The organism is Bradyrhizobium sp. SZCCHNS30572 (assembly GCF_032484415.1).
Taxonomy (GTDB): Bacteria; Pseudomonadota; Alphaproteobacteria; order Rhizobiales; family Xanthobacteraceae; genus Bradyrhizobium.
In genome coordinates, this window is sequence record NZ_JAUESY010000005.1 from 598764 (window position 1) to 623216 (window position 24453).

Consider the following 24453-nt stretch of genomic DNA (forward strand, 5'->3'; position numbering starts at 1 on the left):
CGCGCGCCGCTCAATGCGCCACCACGGCGGAGCCGACATCCTCGCCGCTGCCGCGGCCTCCCGGTCCCACGACCTGCTTTACCACAAGGGCGAGCGCCGCGATCAAGCCGGGAACCGCGATCACGGTGAAAATCTCGCTGAAGGTCAGGTGCCGCGCGGTCAGCTCGGCGACCAGGAACGAGCCGGCAATGCCGCCGAAGCGGCCGATGCCCATCATCCAGGCCACGCCGGTGGCGCGGCCCTGGGTCGGATAGAACGCGGCGGCCAGCGCCGGCAGCGACGACTGCGCCGTGTTCATCACGACGCCGGCGACGAACACGATCACCACCAGGAAGCCGATGTTGCCGACGGCCTGGCCGATCAGGAAGATCGCCACCGCGGTCAGGGCGTAGCCGACCGCCACGATGCGGTTGGCATTGAAGCGGTCCATCAGCAGGCCGAAGAACACCGCGCCGACGCCGCCGAGCGGGAACAGCGCCGAGATCAGGGTCGCGGTCTGCGGGTTGAGCCCGACATCCTTGAACAGCACCGGCATCCAGTTGATCAGCGAGTAGAAGATCACGAGCCCCATGAAATAGGTGACCCACAGCATCACCGAGCCGACGCGCAGCACCGGCGACAGCACCATGCCGATGCCGGTGGCGTTGACGCGCCGGGTGGTCTCGGCGTGCTCCGGCTCCAGCATCACGAACTGGCCGACATCGGAGGCTGCAGCCGATATCCGGCGCATCACCTTGCGGACGCGCTCGACGCTCGCGCCGCGCGACAGCAGGTAGTGCACCGACTCCGGCAGGATCGCGATCAGCAGCACGGTCAGCACCAGCGGGGTGACACCGCCGAGCACCAGCACGCTGCGCCAGCCCCATTGCGGGATCATCCACGCCGCGAGGAAGCCGCCGCAGGCCGCGCCGAGCGGAAAGCCGCAGAACATCAGGTTGGTCATGGTCGCGCGCAGCCGGCCCGGACAGTACTCGCTGAGCAGGGTCACGGCGTTCGGCATGGCGGCGCCGAGGCCGATGCCGGTGACGCAGCGGAGCACGGTGAGCTCGGTCAGGTTGGTCGCGAACGCCGAGGCCAGACAGGCGATGCCGAAGACCAGCACGGAGCCGACCAGCACCAGCTTGCGGCCGAGACGATCGGCGATCGGCCCCGCGAACAGCGCCCCGCCGGCAAGACCGAACAGCGCCGCGCTCAGCACCGGTCCAAGCGCCGATTTCTCGATGCCCCACTCCTTCAGGAGCGACGGCGCGATGAAGCCGATCGCCGCGGTGTCGAAGCCGTCGAGCAGCACGATGACGAAGCCGAGCGCGAAGATCAGCCACTGGAAGCCGGAGAACTTGTGGTCGTCGAGAAAGGCCTGGACGTCGACGCGGGCGGTCGTTGGCATCGCTTCTGCTTCCTTGGGTGCTGTTCTGGCGCGTTGGCCGAGGTCCGCAGGGCGCGCGATCCCTGACGGGATCGGCCCTGCTGCTTCGGCGGCTTGACCGGGTATGTGACCGAGCGCGCCGGCCCGCGCCAGCGCCCGGGGGCTTCTATCAGCTATTCTGAAACGGCATAAGATATCAGATGAGCCATGCTGATTTTAGAATGGGTCTGAACAACTCCGCTGTTGGCTTTCGCACGACTCAGACACCGCGGGCTCCACCCTCCCCTGGAGGGGGAGGGTCGGCTCACGGGGAGCGAAGCGAGCCGTGAGGCGGGGTGGGGTGATCTCTCCAGATGCACCGGTGTCCATGGCTTCACCCCACCCCGCTCGCCCGCTTCGCGTGCGAGCGACCCTCCCCCTCCAGGGGAGGGTGGCACTGCCCGAGCCGAGATCACCCGCGATTCACCGCGGCAGCTTCCGGATCAGCGCGGTCGCCAGCTTGATGGTCTGCTGCGCCAGCGGCGTCGGGCGCTTGTGCGCCGAGGTGACGAAGCACAGCACGCTGGTCGGGGCGGGCTCGGTCAGTGGGCGGATGGCGAGCTCGCTGGCGCGGCCCGAGGCGGCGACGCCACTCGGGGTCAGCACGGCGTGGCCGTAGCCGGCGCAGACGAGATCGATGATCGAGGGCACGCTCGACACCTCCCAGGCGATGTCGAGCTTGATCCCGGCGAGCGCCGCCTGCGTCTCCAGCAGGCGCCGCATCGCGTGCACCCGCTCCGGCATGATCAGGCTGTAGCGCGACAGCTCGGCCATCGGCAGCGGCGCGGTGACGCGGCGCTTGCCCTTGGGCGCATGGCTCACCAGCGCCAGCGGCTCCTGCAGCACCGGCGTGATCTCGATGCCGGCCTGGGCCTCGGGATTGTAGACCATGCCGACGTCGATGCGTCCGGTGGTGACCCACTCCACCACATGCGTCGACAGGCCCTCGACGACGGCCAGTCGCGCCGCCGGATACTCCTTGCGGAAGCGATCGATCAGCGGCAGCGTCAATTGCCGCGCGATGCTCGGTGGCAGGCCGATGGTGACGCGGCCGACCGGCGCATCTCGGCTGGCGCCGAGATCTTCGCGCGCATGCGCCACCAGCTGCAGCACGCCGACGCTGTGGTCGAGCAGCCGCTTGCCGGCCTCGGTCAGCGCCACGCCGCGCCCGTTGCGCGCGAACAGCTGCTGCTTCAACTCCGATTCCAGCGCCCGCACCTGCCGCGACAGCGCCGGCTGCGCCACGTCGAGCACGGACGCGGCCTTGCTGAACGAGCCGAGCTCGGCGACCTGCACGAAATATTCGAGCTGCTTGAGGTTCATGGGTGAAGGCCTCGACCATCAAGCGTCAGTCTGCCGCGCTGCCCGCCCCACCCCCGACTGTCGTCCCTGCGAACGCAGGGACCCATAACCACCGGCCCTGATTGTTGAGCACGAAAGGCAACTCGGAGTCTTTTCCGACAATCGGCCGTCCGCGGTATGGGTCCCTGCGTTCGCAGGGACCACAGCGGAGGATGCGGCGGCAGCACACCCGATTGTTGACAGCGTCGCCCCATCAGCCGCCTCATCTCAATTCAGCACGTTCACCGAGAAATTCAGCGCCGACGCGAACGCGACCCAACAGGCATAGGGCACGAACAGCAGCGCCGCGATCCGGTCCTCGCGCCATTGCATCACGATGAAGGTCACGATCAGCACGAACATGCTGGCGATGATCGCGAACGCGACCCACATCAGATGCGCGGTGAAGAACACCGGCGACCAGGCGAAGTTCAGCACTAGCTGTCCCCACCACACCTGCATCACCGCACCGCTTTCGACCCGCTCATAGGTGCGCCAGCCGGCGACCGCGATCATGACGTAGAGCACCGTCCAGGCGATCGGAAACAGCCAGCCGGGCGGGGTGAACCAAGGCTTGTTGAGCGAGCCGTACCAGGCGCCGGGCATGTTGGAGGCGCCGATGATCCAGCCGCCTCCGACCACGAGAACCAGCAGGACGAGGAGATGCAGGATGGATCGGTTCATATTCCGCTCGGCGTGATTTGCAGGAGGAGGTTCTCGGTCCGGTCCGCTGGCGACCGGCAGCCATGCGGCCGAGGCACCCACGCGCGCACTGGACAGGGCTGCCCGGGACGCGTAGCCAGGACATAACACAATGCGAGGAAAAGTCAGGGTTTTCGCCTGACCACCAATGTCCAGGGGCCGGAACGCCGATCACATCTGCGCCGGGTCCTGATACCAGGAAACGGAGTTTCGTCAGTGGCTGATTCCCCGGCCCCCTCTTCAGCCATCGCCTCGATCGCGGCCGTCGAGGCCGGCCTCGCCGCCCAGGGCTATATCGCCAGCCGCCAGATCGCCACCGCCGTCTACCTGTCGCAGGCGATCGACAAGCCGATCCTGGTCGAGGGCCCAGCCGGCGTCGGCAAGACCGAGCTTGCCAAGGCGATCGCCGCCTGGCGCGGCCTCAAGATGATCCGGCTGCAATGTTATGAGGGGCTCGACGAGGCCAAGGCGCTCTACGAGTGGAAATACGCCAAGCAGCTGCTCTACACCCAGATCCTGAAGGACAAGCTCGGCGAGGTGCTCGGCGGCGCTCAGACCTTGCATGCCGCGCTCGGCCAGCTGCACGATTTCGGCGACGTGTTCTTCTCTAAGGAGTTCGTCGAGCCGCGGCCGCTGCTGCAGGCGCTGCTCGAGCCCAACGGCTGCGTGCTGCTGATCGACGAGATCGACAAGTCCGACGCCGAGTTCGAGTCGCTGCTGCTGGAGATCCTTTCGGACTTCCAGGTCACGATCCCCGAGCTCGGCAGCATCGCCGCCGCCAAGCCGCCGACCGTGATCCTGACCTCCAACTCCGAGCGCAATCTCGGCGACGCCCTGAAGCGGCGCTGCCTGCATCTGCACATCGGCTTCCCCGAGCAGCGGCTGGAAGAGCGCATCGTCGAGAGCCGCGTGCCCGGCATCTCGCAGAATCTGCGCCGGCAGCTCGTGGCCTTCATCCACGACGTCAGAACGCTCGACCTGAAGAAGCAGCCGTCGGTCAGCGAGACCATCGACTGGGCGCGCGTGCTGGTGCTGCTGCAGGCGGCCGAGCTCGGCCATGACGTGGTGAAGGATACGCTCAACGTTCTCTTGAAATACGAGTCCGACATCGAGGTGGCGCTGCCGCAGGTGACGACCTTCGTCGCCAAGGCGCAGCGCCAGAACATCTTCGGGTGAGGCTCTCATGCAGGAGAACCTGCATCGGTTCTTTCGGGCGGCGCGCGGCGCCGGCGTGCACGTGTCGCCGGCCGAGAGCATCGACGCGATGCGCGCTGTGGCGAGCGTCGGTCTCGCCGATCGCACGGTGCTGCGCGACAGCCTGCTGCTGACGCTCGCCAAGAGCGAGGACGAGAAGAAGGCGCTCGGCGCCTGCTTCGACCTGTTCTTCGCCCATGTCGATCCGGCGCAGGCCGAGGCGAATGACGAGACGCAGCAGGACGCGGCGTCGAATGAGGCCCAGTCGGCCCCGCCATCCGGAGAGCCGATCGGCGGTGAGGCGGACGCGGAGCTCGGCGCTCTTGCCCAGATGCTGCTGGCGCAGAACACGGCTGACATCTCGGCCGCGATCGCCAACGCGTCCAGCGCCGTCGGGCTGTCGGAGATCCGCTACTTCACCCAGCGCGGCCTGTTCTCCAGCCGCATGCTGGAGACGATGGGGATCCAGCGGCTGCGCGACGATCTCGATAGGCTCACCGAGACCAATCCGGCGTTGGCGGAGCGGCTGCAGGCCGGGCTCGACGGCCTGCGCGACACCGTGCGCGATGCGGTCGCGCAGGCGCTCGCGCTGTACGGCCGCGAGGAGACCGAGAACCTGCGCCACGAGATCCTGCGCAACGCGCAGCTGTCGCGGATCGAGCCGCGCCAGGTCGCGGAGATGCGCGCGCTGATCCGGCAGATCGCGCGCCGCCTGCGCGAGCGCTATGCGAAGCCGCGCAAGCGCCAGCGCCGCGGCCATCTCGACGTCCGCCGCACCCTCCGCCGCAACGCGGCCTGGGGCAGCGTGCCCTTCCTCACCGCGTGGAAGCGCCGGCACCGCGACCGCCCGAAGATCGTCGCGCTGTGCGACGTCTCGGGCTCCGTCGCCCGCGTCTCGGATTTCTTCCTGCTGCTGATCCACAGCCTGCACGACGTCGTCAGCGATGTTCGCTCGTTCGCGTTCTCCGGCCACCTGATCGAGGTCAGCGAGATCCTTGAGCAGAAGCCGGCCGAGGAGGCCATGGCCGAGATCATGGACAAGGTCGGCTTCGGCTCGTCCGACTACGGCTCGTCGCTGGTGGATTTCGAGAAGCAGTTCATGTCGTCGGTGACGCCACAGACCACCGTGATCATTCTGGGTGATGCCCGCAGCAACAAGCTCGACCCACGCGCCGACATCCTCAAAGCCATCTCCGAACGCGCCAAGCGCGTGGTCTGGCTCAATCCCGAGGGCCGTATGACCTGGGGCTGGGGCGATTCAGAGATGCCGCGCTACCAGACCTTCTGCAACGTCGTGCGCCCCTGCGCGACAGCTCAGCAATTGGAACGCGCTGTGAGCGACATCGTCTCGGCGTATCAGTAGCACTCCGCTCTCCCCACGCGTCATTGCGAGCGCAGCGACGTGTCCGCCGAAGCCCTCTCGGGCGAAGGCGGAAGCAATCCAGGGCCGAGTGCGCGACTCTGGATTGCTTCGTCGCTGCGCTCCTCGCAATGACGCCATAAGTTCGTAGGGTGGACAAAGCCGTCGTGCGGAGTAAGCCGCACGATCGCGTGCCCACCGGCGGACCGTCCGCGAACAACGGCGGGCACGGCGCGATCAGACAGTGCCAAAAAACAATCGCGATCAGGGCGCGCCTTTGCCCACCCTACGCACCGGGAGCGGAGCTACCGTCCCCCCGCGGCGCGCTTCAGCAACGCCGCGCGCTGCTGATCTGTAAAAGTCACACCCGACTTCTTCTCGACCACCCGCACGGCCCATGACCGCATCGGATCGTCATCCACCCGCGCCGGCTCGCGCAGGATGGCGACGCCGATCTCCAGCATCTTGGCGTCGGCCTGATGCTCGATGCCGCCGCCCCCGGCCGTCGCCAATGCCAGCGCGCCGGCCGCAGCGCCGATGCCGGCGGCCAGCGCCGTCGTCACGAAGAGTTTCCAGTCCAAGTCCGCCCCCTGCTCTCACCCGCCACTGCGCCGTCACGCTCGAACAGGTTGATGTCTGCGACATGGCGATCCCAAGTCGTTCATTCGGCGGCAGGATCATCAGACGACCACAATTGTTCCACTAACGAAGCGACATGCCTGCGAACCGTGATGTCCTGTGTGACTGCCCGTCGCGTTACCATGTCGCAGCGCGCTGGCCTTGTGCCGTCGGGCAAATCACGACGATGCTTGCGCCCAACCTGCCCAGGCGAAGAGGGGCGTACGCGTCGTCACGATACGTGGGGCAGGCCGCGGTGGACGCCGTTGCATCATGCGCTTGTTGCGCGGACGAGTGATGTCGTGGCGTACGGTGAAGTCGTGATGTCCTGATACCCCGACGCTGGTATCACGTTCGCGACGATGCTCAGTGCATCGCGCGGATCATGGTGGCCAACAAGCCCGGCGCACCAGGGAGACCACGTATAAGCCGTCAAACATCGCGCAGGGAAGGCCGGCATGTTCGGCCCACCTGTGGTTCCTGCCCCGTGCATTTTCTGTCGCACGGGGGCCGCGGGTGTGGTGGACACCCGGCCTTCCCTGCGCCCTCGATTTTCGCCGGGGGTGATCGACCAGCAAAGCTCGGGCCGACCAGCCGCGAGAACGCGATGTCACGTTCCAAGTTCGACCGATCAAAGACCAGCCCCTGCCGGCAGCACGCGCCCTCAGCGCGGCACCACCGCAGTCGCCTCGATCTCCACCCGCGCGGCCTTCTCGACCAGCCTGACGACCTGCACCAGGGCCATCGCGGGATAATGACTGCCAAAGATCTCGCGATAGATCTTCCCAAGCTCCCTCAAATTGCCGAGATACTCATCCATGTCGACGACGTACCAGGTCAGCCGCACCAGGTGCTCCGGACGCGCATTGCCTTCAGCCAGGATCGCGGCGATGTTTTCCAGCGCCTGCCGGACCTGCGTCACAAAGCCATCGGCGAGCGTCTCGCTCGCGTCCCAACCGATCACGCCGCCGGTGACGACGATGCGCCCCTCGGCACTGATGCCGTTGGCGTAGCCCTTTGGCATCGGCCAGCCGCTCGGCTGCAGAACGCGCATGCCCTCGGCCTCATCCTGCTTCACCACGGCCAGCGTGGGCGCCTTGGTCGTGCTCACGAACGTCTCTCCTTGTCTCTCCTACGAGGCCGCGCCGGGCGACGGCGTAGCGGCAGCCTGCGCGATCTGCCGCAGGGCGAACCGCTTCAGCTTGCCGGTCTCGGTCTTGGGCAGTTGCGTCACGAACTCGATCGCGCGCGGATATTTGTACGGCGCGATCTCGCGTTTGACATGCTCCTGCAGCTCGGCCACCAGCGCCGGCGTGCCTTCCACCCCCGGCGCCAGCACGACATACGCCTTCACGACCATTCCGCGCGCGTCGTCGGGAGCACCGACGACGCCGCATTCGGCGACCGCCGCATGCGTCAACAGCGCCGCCTCGACGTCGGTGCCGGCGATGTTGTAGCCGGACGAGACGATCATGTCGTCAGAGCGCGACTGATACCAGAAGTAGCCGTCCTCATCCATCACATAGGTGTCGCCGGTGACATTCCAGCCGTTCTGGACGTATTTGCGCTGACGCTCGTCGGCGAGATAGCGGCAGCCGGTGGGACCCCGCACCGCGAGCCGCCCCATCGTGCCCGGCGGCACGTCGTGGCCCTCGTCGTCGACGATCTTGGCCTCGTAGCCCGGCACCGGCTTGCCGGTGGCGCCGGGACGGATCTCGTCCTCGACGGCACTGATGAAGATATGCAGCATCTCGGTCGAGCCGATGCCGTCCATCAGCTTCAGCCCGGTCGCCTTCAGCCAGGCGTCGAAGGTCGGCTTCGGCAGGGTCTCACCGGCGGAGACGCATTTGCGCAGCGAGGAGATGTCGCGCCCCTCGAGCTTGCTCAGCATCGCCCGATAGGCGGTCGGCGCCGTGAAGCAGATGGTGGCCTTGTAGCGCTCGATGGCCGCGAGCAGATCGTCCGGCGAGGTCTTTTCCAGCACGACGTAGGATGCCCCGATGTGCATCGGAAACAGCACGCCGCCGAAGCCGAAGGTGAAGGCGAGCGGTGCGGTGCCGATGAAGCGGTCGCTCTGGCTGGCGCGCAGCACGTTGCGGGCGTAGCCGTCGCACACCGCGAGCATGTCGCGGTGGAAATGCATCGTGCCCTTGGGATCGCCGGTCGTGCCGGAGGTGAAGGCGATCAGGCAGAGATCGTCGGAGGCGGTATCGACCGCGGTGAACTCCGGGCTGGCATCGGCGATCAGCGCCTCCAGCGCGTTGGGCTGGCCGTTGCCCCAATAGACCACCTGCTTCAGCGCCGGCGCGATCGGGCGGGTCTTTTCCATCTCGTCGGCCAGCTTGCCGTCGCACAAGGCCAGCGCGATCTGCGCCTTCTGGATCGGATAGGACAGCTCTTTGGCGCGCAGCAGCGGCATGGTGGCGACCACGATGCCGCCGGCCTTGATGACGGCCAGATAGGCGGCAACCATCATCGGATTGTTCGCGGAGCGGAGCAGCACGCGGCCGCCGGGCACGAGACCGAGCTTGCCGACCAGAACGTTGGCGATTCTGTTCACCAGCGCCTGCAGCTCACGATAGGTGTAGCTGATGTCAGCGCTGATGATGCATGGCGCATCGCCCCGCCCCTCCTTGACCCAGCGATCGACGAAATGCGTCACGCAGTTCAGCCGCGGCGGATACTGGAATTCGGGCCGGCTGAAGACGAAGTCTGGCCACAGCTCACGCGGCGGTAGATTGTCCTGGGCGAAGGTGTCGACGTGGGCGCTATGCGCATGCGCGCTGGCGCTCTCCGGCTGCTGAACCTTGGCGGCAGTGGCCATCACACGCTCCTGTCTGAAGGGAAGGACGCCCGGCACGTTTCAGTCCTAAACATTTTAGACTTAAAACATCTAGGCGCAAGAGCCGAAGATTGTGCACTGCCCGCAAATTGTTTGAGCGCCTGCCGCGCGTGGCAGCGTGGCCTGCGACGTCCTGTCAGGCCCGCTTCAATCCTGCCGGCGCTGCACGGCCTTCTGCGCCGATCCCTTGGTCTTGGCGAGCAGCCGCATCAACTCGCGCACGTCCTTCTCCGTGAGATCGCCGAAGATGTCCGCGATCCAGGTCTCGTGCTCGGCCGCCATCTTGCGGAATTCGGCGCGGCCGAGCTTGGTCAGCCGGATCACCTGGACGCGGCGGTCGGTGTCGGAGGTGCGGCGATCCAGATGGCCGGATTCGACGAGGCGCTCGACCAGTCCGGTGACGTTGCCGTTCGAGACCATCATGCGCTTGGAGACGTCGGACAGGGTCATGCCATCAGGCGCCTTGTCGAGCTGCGCCATCAGGTCGAAACGCGGCAGGGTCACGTCGAAACGCTCGCGCAGCCGGCTGCGGATCTCGCCTTCGATCAGGGTCGTACAGGTGAGCAGGCGCAGCCACAGCCGCAGCTCCTCGGCATGGTCCTCGGGCAGCTCGACGGCCTTGGTCTCGGAATCAAGCGTCATGACGGAATCACTTGGGCACGTTCAGCCTCGTCTGGCGAGGCTCGTGAGTTTGACCTTCAGGACCTCCTGGGAGCAAGGAAAAATGTACCGTCATTTTGCGCAGGACGATGAGGCGGCAATTCCTTTAACCTTCAAGCAATTGGCGCGGCGCTTGCATGCGTGCCGAAACTGCCCCTTCCGCAAGCAGCTCGCTTGCAGCTGAGGGCGTCATCAGACTAGGCTTGTGACCAAGCTGCGGTCTGGCCCATCGTTTGGTCAGGTGCAAAAAACATAAACCTGAATTTCCGCATCCCGGGGGAGTCGTCATGAAAATGAGTTCGAAGCTGGCCGGTCTCGGCGTCGGTCTTGGCATTGCCGCGAGCCTGCTCGCCCAGCCGGCGCTGGCCGACGACAAGATCAAGATCGGCGTCATCGTCACCCTCTCCGGCCCCGCCGCCGCGCTCGGCGGCCAGGTCCGCGACGGCTTCAACCTTGCCATCAAGGACCTCGGCGGCAAGATGGGCGGCAAGGACGTCGAGGTGGTCGTCGCCGACGACGAGCTGAAGCCGGACGCCGCGATCACCAAGGTCAAGGGCCTGCTCGAGCGTGACAAGGTCGACTTCGTCGTCGGTCCGATCTTCTCCAACATGCTGCAGGCGATCCACCGGCCGGTCACCGAGAACAAGACGTTCCTGATCAGCCCGAATGCCGGTCCGTCCAGCTACGCCGGCAAGGAGTGCAGCCCCTACTTCTACGTGACCTCGTACCAGAACGACCAGGTGCATGCCGTTCTCGGCAAGGTCGCGCAGGACCGCGGCTACAAGAAGATGTATCTGCTGGTTCCGAACTATCAGGCCGGGCGCGATTCCGTCGCCGGCTTCAAGCTCGACTACAAGGGCGAGATCGTCGAAGAGTCCTACGTTCCGCTCAACACGCTCGACTTCCAGCCCGAGCTGTCCAAGATCTCCTCGCAGAAGCCGGACGCCGTGTTCACCTTCATGCCGGGTGGCATGGGCGTGAACCTCGTCAAGCAGTTCAAGCAGGCCGGCCTTGCCGACACCATTCCGGTGCTCTCGGCCTTCACGGTCGACGAATCCACGCTCCCTGCGCAGCAGGATGCCGCGGTCGGAATGTTCGGCGGCGCCAACTGGGCGCCCAATTTCGACAATCCGCAGAGCAAGAAGTTCGTCGCCGGCTACGAGGCCGCCTACAACAGCGTGCCCGGCACCTACGCGATGCAGGCCTATGACGCTGCGCTGCTGATCGACAGCGCCGTGAAGGCGGTCGGCGGCAACCTCAGCAACAAGGATGCAGTGGCCGCGGCGCTGAAGAAGGCCGATTTTGCCTCGCTGCGCGGTAACTTCAAGTTCAACACCAACGGCTATCCGATCCAGGACTTCTATCTGACCAAGGTCGCCAAGCGGCCGGACGGCAAGTTCCAGACCGAGATCGTGCAGAAGGTGTTTGAAAACTACGCCGACCGCTACGCCAAGGATTGCGCGGCCAAGTAACAGCAGGGAGCGAAAACGACATGAACCATCCGGAAATCGCCGGCATCACCCGGGCCAATGAGGGCATCCAGGGCATCTCCTGGAACATTCTCGGCCAGGTCTATGTGCCGAAGAACCGCACCGAGCACAGCTTCTCCTGGCACGCGACGTTCCCGGTCGGCACCTTCGTGCCGCCGCACATCCATCCCGACCAGGACGAGTATCTCTACATCCTCGAAGGCCGGCTCGACTTCTTCCTGGATGGCGCCGAGGAATACGCCACCGCCGGCGACACGGTGCGGCTGCCGATGGGCAAGCCGCACGGCATCTTCAACAAGTCGCAGCAGACGGCAAAGACGCTGTTCTGGGTGTCGCCGACGCGGCGGCTCTACGAGCTGTTCTGGGCGATCCACAACATGCGCGAGCAGAACCCGGACGACGTGGTGAAGCTCGCCGCCGAGCACAACATCCACTTCCTGCCCCCGCCTCCGGGGGCGTGAGCCGGATCTGGCGCTTGTTTCGAACTGTTGCGCAGAACGCAGCGCGCTCCCTCTCCCCGTCCTCACGGGGAGAGAGCTGGGGTGAGGGGCAGCCCGTTCGGGCAGTCTCAGATAGTTGCTACGACGCCTGCCGCGTCACCATCCGCGCGGCAAAGCCGGCCCGGCTCGCATAACCGCGCACGATACCCTCTCGGGCCTCGTAGTTGAGGATGGTGTTGATGTCCGTGAAGCCTTGCGGCGCGAGCTGCTCGACGGCATCGATGACGCCCTCGGGGCCGCCGCGGCGGTTCGACGCGACGATCTCGGCGGTCATCGGCAGCCGCTTCTGCTCATAGGCCATCAGCGCCTGGCGCGGATGCTCGGAGCGGGCCAAGGCATCGGCGAGCGCGCGGGCATCGAGAATGGCCTGCGAGGCGCCATTGGAGCCGACCGGGTACATCGGATGCGCGGCATCGCCCAACAAGGTGACGCGGCCGCTCGACCAGTACGGCAGCGGATCGCGGTCGCAGCAGGGATATTCCCAGAACTCCGGCGTCGCCCGCACCATCGCGGCGAAGTCGACCTGGGGAATGGAGAAGCCGTTGACATGCGGCATCAGCTCGTCCGTCTTGCCGAGCCGCGACCAGTCCTCACGCCGCGGCGGCGCGGTGTTGGCATCGCCGATGCGCACCAGCACGGCCCAGTTGGTGAGGCGGGTCGCGGGGCTCGAGCCCTCGGCGATCGGATAGATCACCGCCTTGGCGTTCAGGCCGCCGGCGATGATCATCGACCGCCCGGTCAGGAACGCCGGCCAGTCGGTGGCGCCGCGCCACAGCATCAGGCCGTTCCAGCACGGCGCGCCCTCATTGGGGAACAGCGTCTGCCGGACCTTGGAATGAATGCCGTCGGCGCCGATCAGGACGTCCCCGCGGACGGTGTGAACATGAGCGCCGGTGCGGTCGAAGAAATAGGCGGTCACACCGCCCTCGTCCTGGGTGAACGAGCCGAGCCGGCAGCCGGTGTGGACCTTCTCAGGCCCGAGCCGCTGCATCACCGCCTGATGGATCACGCTCTGCAGACGGCCGCGGTGAATCGAGAATTGCGGCACGTCGTGGCCGGCGTCGAGCCCGCGGGTCTCGTGCCAGACCTCCTGGCCGCGCCGAGTCAAGTAGAACAGCTCATAGGTCCGGATGGCGACTTCGTCGAGCCGGTCGAGCAGCCCGAGCTGGGCGAGCTCCCGGATCGCGTGCGGCAGGGTGTTGATGCCGACACCGAGCTCGCGGATTGCATCCGCCTGCTCGAACAGCTCACAGTCGATGCCGCGCGCCCGCAGCATCAGGGCCGTGGTCAATCCGCCGATACCGCCGCCAACGATGATCGCCTTCATCGCCTCTACTCCACTCGTACTTCTCGTACCGGGCAGCAGCGTGGCACGGAGCCTTACTCCGCCGCAAGCGGCTTCGCAGCCTCTGCCGTCAGCTCGGCCCGCGTTTTCGGCTTAGCCTTAATCTTCAGCTCCTCGAAATCCTGCCGGTCGCGGACGCTGTTGCGGAAGATTTGCTCCTTGCCCGGCAGATATTGCGGCGGACAGAACATGTCGGCGCCGTACCAGGCCGCGGCCTTCATCGTGAAGGCGGGGTCGACCAGATGCGGACGGCCGAGCGCGACGAGATCGGCGCGGCCGGCGGCCAGGATGGTGTTGACCTGGTCGGCCGAGGTGATGTTACCGACGCACATGGTCGCGACATCAGCCTCATTGCGGACCTGATCGGAGAACGGCGTCTGGAACATGCGGCCGTAGATCGGCTTGGCCTCGCAAACGGTCTGGCCGGTCGAGACATCGACGAGATCGACGCCGGCCTCGCCGAACGCGCGGGCGATCAGCACTGCGTCGTCACCAGTGACGCCGCCGTCGGCCCAGTCGGTGGCGGAGATGCGCACCGACATCGGCTTGTGCGCCGGCCACGCCGCGCGCATGGCGGCGAAGACCTCCAACGGAAAGCGTAACCGGTTCTCCAGCGACCCGCCGTATTCGTCCGTCCGCTTGTTGGTCAGCGGCGAGATGAAGCTGGCGAGCAAATAGCCGTGGGCGCAGTGCAGTTCGAGCATGTCGAATCCGCAGCGGTTGCCACGCTCGGCCGCAGCGACGAAGTCGGCCTTGATCGCATCCATCGCCGCGCGGTCGAGCTCGCGCGGCACCCGGCTCTCCGGGAAATACGGCAATGGCGACGCCGACACGACGTCCCAGCCGCCCTGCTCCAACGGCTGGTCGATACCGTCCCACATCAGCTTGGTCGCGCCTTTGCGGCCGGCGTGGCCGAGCTGCAGCGCGAACTTCGCCCGCGAGTTCGCATGAACGAAATCGACGATGCGCTTCCACGCCGCTTGCTGCGCATCGTTCCAAAGGCCGGCGCAGCCAGGCGTGATACGCGCATCGCGGCTGACGCAGGTCATCTCGGTGAACAGCAGGCCAGCGCCGCCGATCGCCCGCGAGCCATAATGCACGAGGTGGAAATCGCCGGGCACGCCCTCCTCGGCCGAGTACATGCACATCGGCGACAGCACCGCGCGGTTCGTGACCGTCATCTCCCGCAGCTTGAACGGCTGGAACATCGGTGCGACCGGCTTCTCGACGTCGACGTCGAAGCCCTTGGCGCGGACCTGCCGCGCGAAGGCCTTGTCAACCTCGGCCACGAAGTCCGGCGCGCGCAGAGTGAGATTGTCGTAGGTGATCGCTTTCGAGCGCGTCATCACGCCGAACGCGAACTGAACCGGATCGAAATCCCAGAAGCGGTCGACGTGCTCGAACCAGACCAGCGACACGTCGGCGGCGTGCTGGGTCTTCTCGACCTCCTCGCGCCGGCCATGCTCATAAAGATCGAGCGCCGCCGGAATGTTGGGCGCGCGCTGCATGGCGTCAGCCAGCGCGATCGCGTCCTCCATCGCAAGCTTGGTGCCCGAGCCGATCGAGAAATGCGCAGTCGACTTGGCGTCACCGAGCAGCACCATGTTGTCCTTGACCCAGCGCTTGTTGCGGATCATCGGGAAATTGCGCCACATCGAGCGGTTGATCAGCAGCGGATGGTCGCCGAGGAACCAGCCGAAGATCTCCTTCATGCGGTCGGCGGATTGCCGCTCATCGAGCCCGGTCAGGCCGGCCCGCTCGAAGGTCTCTGGATCGGTCTCGAAGATCCAAGTCGAGTACCCCGTCTCGTATTGGTAGGCGTGCGCGATGAACGGACCCCACTCGGTCTCCTGGAAGATGAAGGTGAAGGCATCGAGCGGCTTGGTCGAGCCCATCCACGCGAACTTGTTGGCGCGCAGATCCACCTCCGGCTGGAAGTGATCGACGTACTTCTGACGGAAACGACTGTTGATGCCGTCAGACAGGATCAGGAGATCCGCATCAGCGAATTGCGACTCGTCCTCGAGGTCGACCTCGAACTGCAGGGTCACACCCAGCTCGCGCGCTCGCTCCTGCAGGATTCGCAGCAGCGTGCGGCGCGAGCAGCCGCAGAAACCATTGCCGCCGACCCGGTGGACCGTGCCGCGGAAATGCACGGCAATATCATCCCAGTAGGCGAACTCCTGGGTGATCCGCTGGTAGCTCGGCAGATCGTGCTTCTCGAAATTGTCGAGCGTGGCGTCGGAGAACACCACGCCGAAGCCGAACGTATCGTCGGCGCGGTTGCGCTCGTAGACCGCGATGTCGGCGCTGGGCCGCTGCTTCTTGAGCAATATCGCCGCATAGAGACCGGCAGGTCCGCCGCCGATGATCGCGATCTTCATGAGCGCCTCCACTGGAGAGCCGAGCCAATGAAAATTATTTTAGACCTAAAATATCTCCTGGCAAGTCCCTTCGGTTCCCGGAGCAGCTCAATTCCCCTGGAAGACCGGTTTGGACTTGGCGGCGAAGGCTTCGAAAGCGCGATTGAAATCCTCTGTTGTCATGCACAAGGCCTGGGCAACTGCCTCCGCCTCGATCGCCTCCTCCACCGACATCGCCCATTCCATGGCCAGCATGCGCTTGGTCATGGTGTTGGCGAAGGTTGGACCGTTCGCGATCTCGGTCGCCAGCGTCACCGCCTGGGTCAGCACTTCGGCCGGCGCAACGATACGGCTGAAGAAGCCCCAGCGCTCGCCTTCGTCCGCGCTCATGAAGCGGCCGGTGTAGAGCAGCTCGGAGGCGCGCGACTGGCCGATGATGCGCGGCAGGATCGCACAGGCGCCCATGTCGCAGCCGGCAAGGCCGACCTTGTTGAACAGGAAGGCGACCTTGGCACCGGTCGTGGCGAGCCGGATATCCGAGGCCATCGCGACGATCGCGCCCGCGCCGGCGCAGATGCCCTCCACGGCAGCCACGACCGGCTGAGGACAGGCGCGCATCGCCTTGACCAGATCGCCGGTCATGCGGGTGAACGCGGTCAGGCCCTTAGTGTCCATCTTCACCAGCGGACCGATGATCTCGAAAACGTCGCCGCCGGACGAGAAATTGCCGCCTGCACCGGCCACGACGATCGCCTTGACGTCATCGTCGAACGCGCAGGCCCGGAAGAAGTCGGTCAGCTCGCGATAACTCTCGAAGGTCAGCGGGTTCTTGCGCTCGGGCCGGTTCAACGTCACGGTCGCGACGCGATCCTTGACCGCAAGCAGGAAATGGCTGGGCTTGTAGTCCGCCAGCGGCACGGTGACGGGATTGGCCGGTCTCGACATGTAAGCTCCCTCTGTTCAACTGTCTTCGTTAGGCCAGGGCGCTGCGGCTCACACTTCGCCGCCGGCAACCGCGATCGCCTGCCCTGTGATCGCACCGGCACCGCTGCCGCACAGCCACAGCACGGTGTCGGCAACCTCCTGCGGCGTGATGAGACGCCCCTGCGGATTGTGCTTGGCAAGTTCGGCGATCGCTTGCTCCCGGCTGCGGCCGGTCTTTTTCATGATGTTGTCGACGCTTTCCGCGACAAGATCGGTATCGGTAAAGCCGGGACACACGGCATTGACCGTGACGCGCGTCGCGGCCAGCTCCAGCGCCAGCGATCGCGTGAGGCCGACGACCGCATGCTTGGCCGCGGTGTACGCGCTGACATAGGGATAGCCCTTGAGACCCGCGGTCGACGCCACGGCGACAATCCTGCCATAGGGCCTGCCCTTCATCGCCGGCAGCACCGCCTGCACGGCGTGGACGACGCCCATGAAGTTGATGTCCATCATGCGGTGGAACAGCGCGGTGTCGGATTTCAGGAACGGCGCCGATTCTGCGCTTCCCGCATTGGCAATCAGGATGTCGATCGGCCGACGCGCGGCGGCGCTTGCGGCTGCGGCATTGAGCGCCGCCGGATCGGCAACATCGGCGATTGCGGCGTGATCTGCGCATCCGGCCGCGACCGCCTCATCGAGCGTTGCGCCATTGCGACCGACGATCGTCACGGTTGCGCCCGCAAGCTTCAAGGCGCGCGCAATTTCGCGGCCGATGCCGCGCCCGCCCCCCGTCACCATCGCATGCGCGGCTTGCGGAAGTCCGGACATGCGTGCGCCTCCTCTGATTTCGTTGGCAGGTCTCGACGGGGAAGTTATTTTAAACTTCAAATTTTTGCAACAACACGCCGGAAGCGGCTTGACACCTCGGTTACCGCGACTAGCGTTCAAGGGCCCGGAGCGAGCAACGTAGCGGCCTCGGGCATATCTCGGAGGTCTGCGTGCCTGCGTCGCAAATCTTTACCACGAAGGACGGCCGTTTCGGCTACGAGGCATCGGGGACGCCTGAGCAGCAGAGCGTTGTGTTCCTGCACGGCATCGGTGGTGCCGCGCGCGCATGGCGTGGTCAGCTCGATTATTTCGGCGAGCGCTGCCATGCGGTGGCCTGGGACATGCCGGGCTATGGCCGATCCGCACGGCTCGACATGGTCAGCATCACCACGCTCGCCGCTGCGCTTCAAGATTTCCTGATCCAGATCGGCGCCAAGCAGCCGATCCTCGTTGGTCATTCCATCGGCGGAATGATCGTACAGGAATGGTTGACGACGCATCCGCAGGCCGCGTCGGCCGTGGTGTTGGCTCAGACCAGCCCGGCCTTCGGCAAGGCCGACGGCGACTGGCAGAAATCGTTCATCGAGGCGCGTCTCGGACCGCTCGATCGGGGCGCGACGATGGCGTCGCTGGCGCCGGACCTGGTCAAGGAGTTGGTCGGCGACGATCCCGATCCGCATGGCCTTGAAATTGCAACCTCCTGCATGGCCGGTGTACCCGAGACAAGCTATCGCGCCAGCATGCTGGCCCTGCTCGGTTTCGACCGGCGACAAGCCTTGAAGGACATCAAGGTGCCGACGCTGGTGCTCTCGGGCTCGAAGGATCGCAACGCGCCGGCGCCGATGATGGAGAAGATGGCGAGCTTCATTCCCTCGTCCGACTACGTCGAACTTCAGGGCGCCGGTCATCTGGTCAATCTCGAACGGCCCGGCGAGTTCAGCGCCGCACTCGATACGTTCCTGACGGCACGTGCAACACCAGCGACAGCGGAGAGATGATGACGATCCCGGTCCAGAAGACGGCGACAGCCTCCGGCGAAGCCCTCGATGCTCCGATGTTCGATCCGGCGGCATATCGGCTCACGGCCGAGCAGGCCGACATCATCGCACGGGCCCGGGAACTCGGGCAGAGCGTACTGGCGGGCCGCGCCGCGACCTGGGATCGCGAGGCGAGCTTTCCGACTGAGAACTACAAGGACCTGCATCGCGCGGGCCTGCTCGGCATCTCCGTTCCCAAGGCTCTCGGGGGCCTCGGCGCGGGCTACCAGACCTATGCACTCACCGCCGCCGAGATCGGCCGCTATTGCGGCGCCACGGCGTTGACCTGGAACATGCACGTCTGCTCGACCCTGTGGTCCGGACCGCTCGCCGACGATCTCGACATGGACGAGGACGTCCGCGCCGAGCACGAGCGGCGGCGCGCGATCCACTACAAGCGCATCGTCGACGACGGCGCGATCTATTCGCAGCCGTTCTCGGAGGGCGGCGCGGCGGCAGCGGGCGGCGTCGCGTTCGGCACCGAGGCCAAGCCGGTCAAGGGCGGCTGGCTGATCAACGGCAAGAAGATCTTCGCCTCGCTTGCCGGACACGCAGATTATTATGGAGTGCTATGCACCGAAGTCAGCGAGGGTGAGAAGGCATCCCGCCGCAACACGCTCTATCTCGCGGTGCCGGCGAAAACGGAGGGCGTCTCTGTCGTCGGTGACTGGGATCCGCTGGGCATGCGCGGCACGGTGTCACGCACCCTGCTGTTCAAGGATGTCTTCGTTGCGGAGGACGCCGCCTTGATGCCGCGCGGCGTCTACTTCCAGGCAGCGATGCGCTGGCCGCACATGTTCATGACGCTGTCGCCGACCTATATGGGGCTGGCGCAGGCCGCGTATGACTTCACCGTCAAATATCTGCGCGGCGAGGTGCCGGGCATGCCGCCGGTCAAGCGACGGATGTACCCGACCAAGCAGATCGCGGTCGCGCAGATGCAGATCAAGCTGGAACAGATCAAAGGCATCTGGTTCCAGGCCGTCAGCGAGGCACGCGCCAATCCGACGAAGGAGCAGGTGCTGCGCGCCTATGCGGCGCAGTACTCGGTGATGGAGGGGGCCAATGACCTGGCGGCGCTCGCCATCCGCACCTGCGGCGGACAATCGATGCTGAAGACGCTGCCGCTGGAGCGCATCTATCGCGACAGCCGTTGCGGCTCCCTGATGTTGCCCTGGACCGCGGAATTGTGCCTCGACCGCATCGGCCGCGAGGCACTGTACGAGCCCGGCGAGACGGACGACTGAGCGTGGACCTCTGCAGCCTGATCGAGCGCAACGCGGCGTTCACGCCGGACAAGCCGGCGATCCATTTCGAAGGTGTAACGCAGAGTTATGCCGATTTCAGCGAGCGCATCGCGCTGTTGGCGCGCGCGCTCAAGTCCGAGTTCAGCGTCGGACGTGGCGACCGCGTCGCGATTCTGAGCCTCAACCGGCCGGACTATCTGGTCCTGCTCTATGCCTGTGCGCGGCTCGGCGCGATCCTTGTGCCGTTGAACTGGCGGCTTGCGGTGGCCGAGCAGGTCTTCATTCTCTCGGATGCTGCCGCCAAGGTGCTGGTGCTGGAGCAGGCGTTCGCGCCGGTGCTGCCGGCGCTGGCCGAGAGCCACCCGGAGACAGCGCCGGTCGGCATCGACTTTGCCCCGGCCGACGGACTGACGCTCGATGAACTGCTGGCGCGCGGTCATGGCGACGACCGCAACCCGCACATCGATCTCTCCTGCCCGCTGCTGATCGTCTACACCTCGGGCACCACGGGCCGGCCGAAGGGCGCGGTGCTGCGCCAGGAGGCGTTGCTGTGGAACGGGGTGATGAGCCAGCACATGCACGGCCTCACCTCCGAAGATCACGTGCTGACGGTGCTGCCGCTGTTCCATGTCGGCGGCCTCAACATCCAGACCACGCCGGCGCTGCATCACGGCGCCACCGTTACGCTGCACGCCCGCTTCACGCCGGATTCGACGCTGGCAGCGATCGTCAACGACCGGCCGACATTGACCGTGCTGGTCCCTGCAACGATCCAGGCCGTCACCGAGCATCCCGATTGGAACGCGACGGACCTGTCCTCGCTGAGAGCTGTTGCGACCGGATCGAGCATCGTGCCGCCAGCGCTGATCGAGCGTATCACGGCGTGCGGCGTGCCGGTGCTGCAGGTCTATGGCTCGACCGAGACCTGTCCGATCGCGGTCTACACACGGCTCGGCGGCGACCTCTCGCGCGCAGGCTCGACCGGCCTGCCCGGGCTGTGCTGCGAGGCCAAGATCATCGACAAAGACGGCGACGAGCTTCCGGCGGGCAAAGCGGGCGAGATCGCCGTGCGCGGGCCCAATCTGTTCTTCGAATATTGGGGCAACGCCAAAGCCACGCAACAGGCGATCCATGACGGCTGGTACCGCACCGGCGACATCGCCCAGCGCGATGCCGAGGGGTACTTCTTCGTGCTCGAGCGCAAGAACAACATGATCATCTCCGGCGGAGAGAACGTCTACCCAGCGGAGATCGAGCGCGTGCTCCGCGAGCATCCCGACGTCGTCGAATGCGGCGTGATCGGCCGGCCCGATCCGCGCTGGGACGAGGTGCCGGTGGCGTTCGTCGTCAGGCGCCAGGGCTGCGCGCTGGACGCCGAGACCCTGCGCGCGCATCTGCAGTCGCAGCTCGCGCGCTTCAAGGTGCCGCGCGACATCGTTTTCGTCGACGACCTGCCGCGCACCGCGCTCGGCAAGGTGCAGCACCATCTGCTGCGCCAGATCGACGGCCCCAAATAAGCGAGACGGAGACGCACTCTTGAAAATTGCAGTGCTCGGCGGCGGCAACGGCTCCTTTGCAGCGGCAGGCGATTTCGCGCTGGGAGGTCACGAGGTCCGGCTGTGGCGCCGCGATGCGGACGCTGTCGCGCAGCATCGCGCGGCGGGCTCGACGATCGTCGTCAAGGACGTCAATGGCCGGCATGAGGCGCGGCTCGCGCTGGTCACGACCGACATCGGCGAGGCTATCAGCGGTGCCGAGCTGATCCTCTGCCCGGCGCCGGCCTTCGCGCAAGCCGACATCGCCCGCCTGCTGGCGCCGCATCTCGCCGATGGGCAGGTCGTGTTCCTGCCCCCGGCGACCTTCGGCACCATGATCTTCGCAGCGGCGGCGCGCGAGGCCGGCAATGAAGCCAGCGTCAGCTACGCCGAGACCGGCACCCTGCCCTGGCTGACGCGCAAGCACGGCCCGTTCGAGGTTGCCATCACCATCCGGGCCAAGCGGCTCCCGGTCGGCGTGTTTCCTCTCAAGACGGCGGATCACGCGCTCGCGGTGATCGGCCGCGCCTTCCCCGGCGTGATCGAGCCCTGTGGCGACGCGCTGTCGGGTGCGCTGATGAATGCCGGCTGCATCATCCATCCGCCGCTGATCGTGATGAATGCCGGCCCCATCGAGCATTTCGAGCGCTGGGACATTCACAAGGAAGGCACGCAGCCCTCTATCCGCCGCGTCACCGACGCACTCGATGCGGAGCGGATCGCGGTGCGCGAGGCGCTCGGCTACGGCGCGCCGCATTTTCCGCTGGCGCATCACTACGCCAAGGAGGGCGAGATCTGGATGTATGGCCGCGGCTCGCACGATCGGCTCACCGATTCCGGCGATTGGCGGGAGCAGCTCGTGCTGACGCAGCACCGCTACATGCGCGAGGATCTCAGGCTCGGCCTGTCGTTCCTGATCTCGGCCGCCGAGCTGACCGGCACGCCGACGCCGCTCGCCCGCGCCTTCCTGGCCATCGGCGGCGCGATCTGCGGCGAGGACTTCATGGCGACGGGACGTACGCTCGAAAGCCTCGGCTTGGGCGGCCTCGACCGGGCCGCGCTACAGGCGCTGTTAAGCGAGGGATTTGCGGTATGAGCGCGCGCGGTCATATTGCCTGCCTCGGTGCCGGCCGCATGGGCCGCGGCATTGCCGTTGCCTTCGCCTATGCCGGCCATCCCGTGACGATGATCGACATCAAGCCGCGCACGGCGGAAGAGTTCGCCAGCCTGCAGCGCGATGCGCTCGGCGAGGTCGGCGCGACATTCGCGACCTTGGCGCGGCTCGGGATGCTGCAGGCCGCTGACGCCAACAAGCTGATGGACAAGATCGCCGTCGCGCCGGCCGGCTCGAGCGGCGATGTCCTCGCACAGACCACGCTGGTGTTCGAAGGCGTGCCGGAGATCGTCGACCTCAAGCGCGAAGTGCTGGCTGCGGCGTCGCGCGCGGTCGCGCCCGACGTCATCATCGCCTCGACGACATCGACGATCCTGGTCGACGACCTCTCTGGTGCGGTGGAGCGTCCTGAGCGCTTCCTGAATGCGCACTGGCTCAATCCAGCCTATCTGATTCCGCTGGTCGAGATCTCGCCGGGCAAGGCGACCGATCCCGATGTCACCGCGCGGCTGAAGGCGTTGCTGGAAGACATCGGCAAGGTGCCGGTGGTCTGCGCGGCGACGCCGGGCTTCATCGTGCCGCGCATCCAGGCACTCGCGATGAACGAGGCGGCGCGCATGGTCGGCGAAGGCGTCGCCAGCGCCGAGGAGATCGACAAGGCGATCCGCTACGGCTTCGGCTTTCGCTACGCGGTGCTCGGCCTGCTCGAATTCATCGACTGGGGTGGCGGTGACATTCTCTACTACGCCAGCCGCTACCTCGAAGGCGCGCTGGGCAGCGACCGCTACCGCGCACCCGAGGTGATCGAGCGCAACATGGCCGAGGGCCGCATCGGCCTGCGCACCGGCGCCGGCTTCCTCGATTATTCCGGGATGGACGTTGCGGCCTATCGCGAGCAGCGGCTCGGCGCGCTGGTCGAGATGCTGCGGCATTTCAAGCTCGCCCGGCCGCCGGTGGTGGATTGAGGCGGAGCACGCGGCAGCAACGGAGCCGTGAGGTGGGCAAAGGCGCGCCACGCCGTCGCCGGATCGTGACGATCTCTCGCGCGCCGTGCCCACCAGTCGCACCGATTGCGTGGATCTACGGTGGGCACGCAACCGCCCTGCGGGTGGCCGCTTTGCCCACCCTACGGCTGCGGTGATCTTCGCCTCTCGCGAATGTTGACCGCAACGACATCAACGAACTCCGACGTCGTCCCGGCGAACGCCGACGGCGGTGGGTGGGGTGGGTTCACGGCTCAAACAGCGGGCCAAATAAACAGCTACGACATAACTGGTCGTTCTCGCGGCGCATCTCGCCCGAGTCATGCATCGAATGGGTCCCTCGCGAATCATGCAGAGGGCGCAGGGAATGCCGGGTGAAGGCCTCACCCATGGCCCGCCTGCGAAAAAAATGCAGGCGGCAGGTACCACAGGCAAAGCCGAACACGCCGGCATTCCCTGCGCGATGGGTCTAACGCTTATACGCAGTCTCCCTGGTGCGCCGGGCTTGTTGGCCACCATCACCGCGCGGCACTCAGGCCGACGCGACTTGATACCAGCATCGGGGTATCAGGACGCTGCGACTTCACGTCCGCGAGCGATCGTTCGTCCGCGCCCTCGTAAGAAGACGCTGCGATCTCTCGCGGCCATCGCATCCCCACCTCGCGTGTCGTGACGATCGCGCGCAACGCCCCTCCGCAGTGAGGCGGGATGCAGAGAGAGAACCATGATTTCCGAAAAATCGCAAGAAGATTATTTTTAACAGAATAGCGGGATGATTCTGTCTCGGCGCTTGTCATTTGGGCCGGCCCGCCCCGTGAGGACGGTGCGCTCCCCTCCCCCTTGCGGGGAGGGGTTGGGGATGGGTGTCCACGAGTTGTGCTTGGAGTGACGAGCACAAGAGCCCTGCATCGATCAACCGATGGCGTGTTGCGGCCCCACGCGTCTCACAGTGGAGGTTTGGG

The 24453-nt window shown here is 66.0% G+C and carries 20 protein-coding genes; 9 read left to right on the top strand and 11 right to left on the bottom strand.

The window, feature by feature from the left end; all coding sequences use genetic code 11:
• Positions 1 to 10 precede the first annotated feature (10 nt).
• The 3 genes from QX048_RS16940 to QX048_RS16950 all read right to left on the bottom strand — a co-directional run bounded on the left by QX048_RS16940 (position 11) and on the right by QX048_RS16950 (position 3388).
• Complete coding sequence (locus tag QX048_RS16940; RefSeq protein WP_315826464.1) at positions 11 to 1387, bottom strand: MFS transporter; 1377 nt, start codon at positions 1385 to 1387, stop codon at positions 11 to 13.
• A 441-nt stretch (positions 1388 to 1828) separates the two neighbouring features.
• Entirely contained in the window at positions 1829 to 2728 is a 900-nt protein-coding gene (locus QX048_RS16945; RefSeq protein ID WP_315715625.1) for a LysR substrate-binding domain-containing protein, read from the bottom strand.
• Positions 2729 to 2974: 246 nt separating this feature from the next.
• Positions 2975 to 3388: a TspO/MBR family protein gene (locus QX048_RS16950; RefSeq protein ID WP_315826496.1), complete on the bottom strand. Its 414-nt coding sequence runs from the start codon at positions 3386 to 3388 to the stop codon at positions 2975 to 2977.
• Between the two features lie 276 nt (positions 3389 to 3664).
• On the opposite strand from QX048_RS16950, the gene QX048_RS16955 reads away from it, so the two are divergent.
• A complete protein-coding gene (locus QX048_RS16955) occupies positions 3665 to 4624 on the top strand; it encodes a MoxR family ATPase (RefSeq protein WP_315715624.1) in 960 nt (319 codons plus the stop codon).
• A gap of 7 nt (positions 4625 to 4631) precedes the next feature.
• On the top strand, positions 4632 to 6005 hold the full coding sequence (locus QX048_RS16960) for a vWA domain-containing protein (protein ID WP_315826465.1): 1374 nt from the start codon (positions 4632 to 4634) through the stop codon (positions 6003 to 6005).
• A 302-nt stretch (positions 6006 to 6307) separates the two neighbouring features.
• Here the strand turns inward: QX048_RS16960 and QX048_RS16965 are convergent, their stop codons facing one another.
• The 4 genes from QX048_RS16965 to QX048_RS16980 form a co-directional block, all read right to left on the bottom strand.
• Complete coding sequence (locus QX048_RS16965; protein WP_315715622.1) at positions 6308 to 6583, bottom strand: hypothetical protein; 276 nt, start codon at positions 6581 to 6583, stop codon at positions 6308 to 6310.
• 701 nt (positions 6584 to 7284) lie between these two features.
• Positions 7285 to 7731: a RidA family protein gene (locus QX048_RS16970; RefSeq protein ID WP_315715621.1), complete on the bottom strand. Its 447-nt coding sequence runs from the start codon at positions 7729 to 7731 to the stop codon at positions 7285 to 7287.
• 21 nt (positions 7732 to 7752) lie between these two features.
• Positions 7753 to 9444, bottom strand: a complete 1692-nt coding sequence (locus QX048_RS16975; protein ID WP_315826466.1) for a benzoate-CoA ligase family protein — start codon at positions 9442 to 9444, stop codon at positions 7753 to 7755.
• A gap of 165 nt (positions 9445 to 9609) precedes the next feature.
• Entirely contained in the window at positions 9610 to 10104 is a 495-nt protein-coding gene (locus tag QX048_RS16980; RefSeq protein ID WP_315751998.1) for a MarR family transcriptional regulator, read from the bottom strand.
• 305 nt (positions 10105 to 10409) lie between these two features.
• Here QX048_RS16980 and QX048_RS16985 point away from each other — a divergent pair, with 305 nt between their 5' ends.
• Positions 10410 to 11594: an ABC transporter substrate-binding protein gene (locus QX048_RS16985; protein ID WP_315715618.1), complete on the top strand. Its 1185-nt coding sequence runs from the start codon at positions 10410 to 10412 to the stop codon at positions 11592 to 11594.
• 20 nt (positions 11595 to 11614) lie between these two features.
• Positions 11615 to 12073: a cupin domain-containing protein gene (locus QX048_RS16990; protein ID WP_315751999.1), complete on the top strand. Its 459-nt coding sequence runs from the start codon at positions 11615 to 11617 to the stop codon at positions 12071 to 12073.
• Between the two features lie 118 nt (positions 12074 to 12191).
• Here the strand turns inward: QX048_RS16990 and QX048_RS16995 are convergent, their stop codons facing one another.
• The 4 genes from QX048_RS16995 to QX048_RS17010 all read right to left on the bottom strand — a co-directional run bounded on the left by QX048_RS16995 (position 12192) and on the right by QX048_RS17010 (position 17575).
• Positions 12192 to 13439, bottom strand: a complete 1248-nt coding sequence (locus QX048_RS16995) for a flavin-dependent oxidoreductase (RefSeq protein WP_315715616.1) — start codon at positions 13437 to 13439, stop codon at positions 12192 to 12194.
• Between the two features lie 53 nt (positions 13440 to 13492).
• Positions 13493 to 15841 carry a bifunctional salicylyl-CoA 5-hydroxylase/oxidoreductase gene (locus tag QX048_RS17000; RefSeq protein WP_315826467.1) on the bottom strand — a complete coding sequence of 783 codons (2349 nt, stop codon included), beginning with the start codon at positions 15839 to 15841 and terminating at the stop codon, positions 13493 to 13495.
• Between the two features lie 87 nt (positions 15842 to 15928).
• On the bottom strand, positions 15929 to 16765 hold the full coding sequence (locus QX048_RS17005; RefSeq protein ID WP_315715614.1) for an enoyl-CoA hydratase family protein: 837 nt from the start codon (positions 16763 to 16765) through the stop codon (positions 15929 to 15931).
• A gap of 48 nt (positions 16766 to 16813) precedes the next feature.
• Positions 16814 to 17575, bottom strand: a complete 762-nt coding sequence (locus QX048_RS17010; RefSeq protein WP_315715613.1) for an SDR family oxidoreductase — start codon at positions 17573 to 17575, stop codon at positions 16814 to 16816.
• A gap of 170 nt (positions 17576 to 17745) precedes the next feature.
• On the opposite strand from QX048_RS17010, the gene QX048_RS17015 reads away from it, so the two are divergent.
• Genes QX048_RS17015 through QX048_RS17035 form a run of 5 tightly spaced genes read left to right on the top strand, consistent with a single transcriptional unit; the run spans position 17746 to position 23473 of the window.
• Positions 17746 to 18573: an alpha/beta hydrolase gene (locus tag QX048_RS17015; RefSeq protein WP_316191804.1), complete on the top strand. Its 828-nt coding sequence runs from the start codon at positions 17746 to 17748 to the stop codon at positions 18571 to 18573.
• Entirely contained in the window at positions 18573 to 19859 is a 1287-nt protein-coding gene (locus QX048_RS17020; RefSeq protein WP_316191805.1) for an acyl-CoA dehydrogenase family protein, read from the top strand. Before QX048_RS17015 ends, QX048_RS17020 begins: the two co-directional genes overlap by 1 nt.
• A gap of 2 nt (positions 19860 to 19861) precedes the next feature.
• Positions 19862 to 21376, top strand: coding sequence for a class I adenylate-forming enzyme family protein (locus QX048_RS17025; RefSeq protein WP_316191806.1), 1515 nt, complete (start codon positions 19862 to 19864; stop codon positions 21374 to 21376).
• 19 nt (positions 21377 to 21395) lie between these two features.
• Positions 21396 to 22490, top strand: coding sequence for an NAD/NADP-dependent octopine/nopaline dehydrogenase family protein (locus QX048_RS17030; protein ID WP_316191807.1), 1095 nt, complete (start codon positions 21396 to 21398; stop codon positions 22488 to 22490).
• Positions 22487 to 23473: a 3-hydroxybutyryl-CoA dehydrogenase gene (locus tag QX048_RS17035; protein WP_316191808.1), complete on the top strand. Its 987-nt coding sequence runs from the start codon at positions 22487 to 22489 to the stop codon at positions 23471 to 23473. The genes QX048_RS17030 and QX048_RS17035 overlap by 4 nt, the downstream gene beginning before the upstream one ends.
• The last annotated feature ends 980 nt before the right edge of the window (positions 23474 to 24453 follow it).